Annotated in this window: 5 protein-coding genes; 2 read left to right on the top strand and 3 right to left on the bottom strand. The window is 49.9% G+C overall.

The features are described from left to right. Positions 1–313: 313 nt before the first annotated feature. Together PPL9_RS09695 and PPL9_RS09690 are read left to right on the top strand one after the other, a co-directional pair. The gene (locus PPL9_RS09695) at positions 314–1276 is read left to right on the top strand and encodes a transglycosylase SLT domain-containing protein (RefSeq protein WP_057462506.1); all 963 of its coding nucleotides are present in this window, start codon (positions 314–316) and stop codon (positions 1274–1276) included. Positions 1277–1421: 145 nt separating this feature from the next. Continuing rightward, positions 1422–2561, top strand: a complete 1140-nt coding sequence (locus tag PPL9_RS09690; RefSeq protein ID WP_057462505.1) for a DUF2336 domain-containing protein — start codon at positions 1422–1424, stop codon at positions 2559–2561. Between the two features lie 21 nt (positions 2562–2582). On the opposite strand, the gene PPL9_RS09685 is transcribed toward PPL9_RS09690, so the two are convergent. The 3 genes from PPL9_RS09685 to PPL9_RS09675 all read right to left on the bottom strand — a co-directional run. Continuing rightward, a complete protein-coding gene (locus PPL9_RS09685) occupies positions 2583–3098 on the bottom strand; it encodes an Hpt domain-containing protein (RefSeq protein WP_057462504.1) in 516 nt (171 codons plus the stop codon). Positions 3099–3247: 149 nt separating this feature from the next. Beyond that, complete coding sequence (locus tag PPL9_RS09680) at positions 3248–4024, bottom strand: NAD kinase (protein ID WP_057462503.1); 777 nt, start codon at positions 4022–4024, stop codon at positions 3248–3250. A gap of 453 nt (positions 4025–4477) precedes the next feature. After that, a partial coding sequence (locus PPL9_RS09675) for an anhydro-N-acetylmuramic acid kinase (protein WP_200962222.1) occupies positions 4478–5155 on the bottom strand: 678 nt, incomplete at its 5' end.

The following is a 5155-nucleotide window of genomic DNA, read 5'->3' as shown; positions in this document are numbered from 1 at the left end:
GGGGGAGCCATAAGGCTCGAACTCGCTGACGGGCTTTTCTGGCAGAATGGCGAGTGATACATTCCTCAGAGCTTTCAGCTCTTCTGTGTTATCGAATGTTGAGGCCATCACGCTCAGCAGGCAGTTCATTGCTTTTCTCCGAATCCAATCAGAAATTGAATTGTAATGCATAATTCGTAGAGAACAGGATAGGCGAAAAATCTGTTTTAACTCAAATAACTCAGTGATTTCAGTAGGGTAAAATTAAAATTTAACTATTTGTTAACTAATATTAAGAGATATTAACTAGTGGTATTATAGGGGGCAGATTCTCGTGAAGGTTGCAGGCGATCCTTCCATTGCAGGGCGTATTGAATCGGCTTTTCAAAAGGCCAGTTCCAAAACAGGTACGTCTTTTGACTTTCTGCTGCAAGCGGCTGCCCGTGAATCTTCCTTTGACCCAAACGCCAAAGCTAAAACCTCCTCTGCCTCGGGGCTTTTTCAATTCATCGAGTCCACCTGGCTTGAGACGCTCAAGAAAAATGGCGAGGAATTGGGCTTGCAAGACTATGCACAGCACATTCGTGTTGATGCAAATGGTAAGTACCGCGTCGACAACAAGCACCTGAAGCAACAGCTTCTGGATCTGCGTTATGACCCTGATATCTCTTCGCTTGTTGCCGGTGCTTTGGCAAAAGACAACGCCTCTGGACTTTCTTCAAATCTGGGACGGGATCCGTCCGCTGGTGAACTCTATCTTGCGCATTTTCTTGGGGTGAATGGTAGTCTACGGCTTTTGAATGCTGCTCAGGACCGACCAGAGCACCCGGCTGCGGACCTGTTTCCGCTACAAGCGCGGTCCAATAAGGCTGTATTTTACAACAAGGATGGGCAGGCGCGGACCGTCAGCGATGTGCATGACCGCCTGGTTGGTCGCTTTAATGATACGATTGCTGGTTCAGACCGTCCGGCAGTTGGTGTGCGTAGGGGGCCTATCACTAAGCCGATTGACAGCCACCGCGTTGAAAGTCGCATTCTGACAGCATGGCGTGCGACGACGGTTGATAAAGATGAGGCGCCTTTTCAGTCCCTGTTTCGGACTGATGAAGCGGCAGCATTAACTGCGTCCAAAGCTGTGAGTGAGACGAAGCGATCTGGTGTTGAGGTTCAGGAATCAATCAGCCAACAGTTTGTTGCGCCAAAACCAGTTGCGCGACCATCTGGTGCGCCTTTGGATCTGACCAAATTTCTTGCACCGTCCCAAGCAAGTGGAAAGTCCTTAAGTAAGAAGGTCTAGAACCTGTGACTTACAGGCGTTTCTTGCTGCTCTAATCTTTCAAAAAACAAGTTTTACGAGAAACTGCGGGTGCGGTGAACGAAGCCTTAAGAATTATGATTAATTATTTCTACCCATAGTTGGTGGATACAGGTTTCTGAGTGCCATGATTATCAAGAGTTTTCTGAATTGGGTGCAGTATGCGCCAAGTGGAAGTCGCGCACAGGCGGCTGGTGCTTTGGTGCGTGCTTTCTTGTACTCTGAACTTGAAAGCTCTGAGTACAGCGAAGCAGAGGCGGCATTGACCTTCCTGCTTGATGATCGTGATGTTACGGTTCGGATCGCCCTTGCAGAAGCCTTTGGCGCTGCAAAGATTGTTCCTTCTCACATCATTTCTGCTTTGCTCGTGGATGAAGATGAAGTTGCGCTGCCTTTGCTTTCTGGTGCAACGACTATTCCAGAAGGTGAGCTGGTGGATCTTGTTGCGACAGGCTCCACTCAGCGTTGTGTTGCAGTTGCCAGTCGGCCAGAAATTACGGTGGGTTTGTCTGCTGCTATCTGTGAAGTTGCTTGCGAAGAGGCCTGTGTTGCTTTGCTTGCAAATGAGAAAGCAGAGATCACACCCAACAGTATGGAGCGTGTGGTTGCACGGTTTGGCGAAAGCCGGGACGTGAAAGATGCTCTGATGTCTCGTGATGATGTTCCCTTGCAAATCCGACATATGATGCTGCGGCGTTACACTGAAGGTCTTGGTGATCATCCGCAGGTGCTTGGTGCAAGGAATATGCGTGCTCCCGAGCAACTGGTCGCTGATGCGCAGGATCGTTCCACGATTTCACTGGCCTGGAGTGCCTCTGACAAAGAGTTGCACGGGCTTGTTGAACATCTGGTTGTTTCCGCTCAGATGACAAGCGTTCTTTTGCTTCGTTCCGCAGTAACCGGTTGCTTTAACCTGCTTACAAGCTCGCTGGCTCGCTTATCTGATTATGATGAGGATCAGGTGTTTGACGCATTGGCGACGCCATTTGGTGCTTCGCTGCGACGCGTCTTATCAGCCGCTGGCTTACCTGATCGCACGCATGCACTTTTCCAGGAGTGTATTGCCAGCTGGCAACGGGTCGAAAACATGCAGATCGACCATTGGTCCAAGTCACGCATTGTAGCGGGTGATCTGATTGCGCTGGAAGATGAGCTGGGTATTGAGGATCTGGGAGATCTGCAAGACTTGTTGCATCGCCTCTCAAATGAGGCTGCGCGCGAAAGTGCACGTACTCGTGTAGCTGAAATGCTGAGCGACGTTGCTTAAGGTATTCAGATTATTGCTTGATTAGCTGTCGACGAGCTCCGTGAGCGGTGCGCTTGCTTCTTCCAGCCTTGTCACAAGCGCGACACCAAGCCGATTGGTTTCGTCGCGGGCATCTTCAGAAATCATTGCATTGATTGCGCTTACGTGTTGAGCGATGAGCTCTTTCGGGAAGCTCTCTTGTGTCTTGGCGGCGACCAGCAAGAGTGTCAGATTGTTTGCAACGCGGCCAACCAGTGGGAAGCCCAGAGTCTCCGCCTGGCCTTTGATATCGTGGGCGCAGCGGAACAGTGCGTCGTAGGTTTCCTCTGTAAAATCAGCATTCTGAGCTGCCTGATTGGTCTCTTTCAGGCAATCGACTTCCGATCCCATCCAGCTCTCAAACTTGTCAGAGAGTTTCTCGATGGCTTCTTCAGCAGCTTTGACCGGATCGAACTTGGCAGCTTCAATGGTCGACATCTTCCGGACTTTTTTGGAAAGGTCGTTTGGAACGCGGATGTGTTCCTGAGAAGATTTATCTGAACCAGTTAAAGAAGCCATTGTCCTGCGTAATTCCTGAGCCTGCATTGCTGTAGGTGTGATTATATTTCGAATTCGAAATAATATCTAACTATTTTACGAGCAATTCCAACCCGAAGTTGTTTCTTCTAGCATATTTGGTTGTGATCACAGCATCAACTGGTTGTGTCTTAGTACTTAAACATCTCAGAGAGGATACGTTCGTCCCAGCTGTGTTCATTATCGAACATGATGTAGCTTTGAGCTGTCGCGTCCTGATAGATGGTCGTGCTGATAACATTTCGGAACTCACGGTGATCAGCGGCTGCGTTGACCGGGCGCTTGTCTGCTTCAAGTACTTCAATCTTAACGGTGTTCTGTGTCGAGAGCAGAGCTCCGCGCCAGCGTCTTGGACGGAAGGCACTGATGGGTGTAAGTGCCATCAGGGGAGAGTCAATCGGCAGGATCGGGCCATGGGCTGACAGGTTATAAGCTGTGCTGCCCTGGGGAGTAGAGATAATGATACCATCGCAGGCCAGCTCTTCCATGCGGACGCGGCCATCAACGGAGATGCGCAGTTTCGCAGCCTGGTGGGATTTGCGCAGGAAAGAGACTTCATTGATTGCACGAGCGGTGAACTCGTTTCCGTCTTTGTCGACAGCTTCAATGTTGAGTGGATGGAGAGGTGTTATCTCTGCTTTTTCAAGGCGTTCGATCAGGCCTTCAGTCTTGTACTCATTCATGAGAAAGCCGACTGAACCGCGATTCATGCCGTAGATCGGCATGCCTTTGTTCATAAACTTATGTAGATAAGAGAGCATAACTCCGTCACCGCCAAGTGCGACAATGACGTCCGCATCGTCTTGCGAGGCAGATCCGTACATCTTTTCAAGAGCTTGGCGTGCAGCAAGTGCTTCTGGCGTATCGCTGGAAACAAAGGCAATGCGGTTGATAATTCTTCTCTTCAAAGACGGCTCCTCCCTCAAAAAGGAGGTAGCATGACTTTGGGAAAATTCAAACTGCCTTTATGTCGCTTCTCGTGGGATTGCCAATGGATTAGCACATGCCTTGCCAGTTTTTACTGTAAAAAATACATAGATCCTATAAGTATTGTGTTGTGTATTTGTGCAATACTACTTGTTTGTGTTCGAATAAACATCAAGGTACTGAATTGCAACAGTTGTTGTTTTGGTTGTTTGGAGGGGTTTTTGTTAAAATAACTTTCGAGTATGTTGATTGTGTTGCAGATAGTTGAAATTCTTTCAAGATATCAATTATCTACAATGTTGCGACCAGAATATACTGCCTACCTTTTCTTATAGATATTTGAAGTTGAGACCTTTTGAGCTTTAAACAAGAGGTCGGTGGGAGCTCTTGCGCGGCGGCAAGGGCTCCCACCTTTTTACTTCTGGTACGGCTGTTTAGCTGGTGTGTTGGTGTGGAAGCGCCTTGGTACCACCTGACATAGCTGTTGGAACGCCTGTGGTTCCCGGAAAGCTGATCGACAAATTGCGATCACATCTGGCCGCGAGGAAGGCGAAGCATTCGGCCTCCACTGCATCCCCACGCCAGCCAAGCTCTTCTGCCTGAATGATTTTTACGTTTGCCCGTGCTTCGATCTCTTTCAGAAGCTGCGGGTTTTTGCGTCCTCCTCCGCATGCTACCAGGCGGGCTGGGCGTTTTGGTAGCATGTCCAACCCTTTGCCGACTGCGCTTGCCGAAAATGCGGTGAGTGTTGCTGCGCCGTTTTGCAGAGAAAGGCCGGTTGCCATGTCTTTTGTGAAGCTGTTGCGGTCGAGGGATTTGGGGAAGGCTTCGGTGAGATAGGGGTGTTCGAGAAGCGTTTTGAGGCGGTCTTCATCCACTTGTCCGCTGGCGGCGATGAGGCCGTCACGGTCCATGTCGCCGCGGTTATGGGAGCTGATCCAGTCGTTTATAGGCGCGTTGGCCGGGCCTGTGTCGAAGGCAATCAGGGTGTTATGCCCGTCCCACCACGAGATGTTGGCGACGCCGCCAAGATTCAGAATCGCTGTGTCCGTTGGATTGTCGGATAGACCAGCGCTTCTTAAGAGGGCCTGATGGTAGATGGCGGCGAGGGG

The organism is Pseudovibrio sp. POLY-S9, from assembly GCF_001431305.1.
In the GTDB taxonomy this organism is placed as follows: domain Bacteria; phylum Pseudomonadota; class Alphaproteobacteria; order Rhizobiales; family Stappiaceae; genus Pseudovibrio.
The sequence above is the reverse complement of the archived record's forward strand: the minus strand, read 5'-3'. Positions and strand labels throughout refer to the sequence as shown.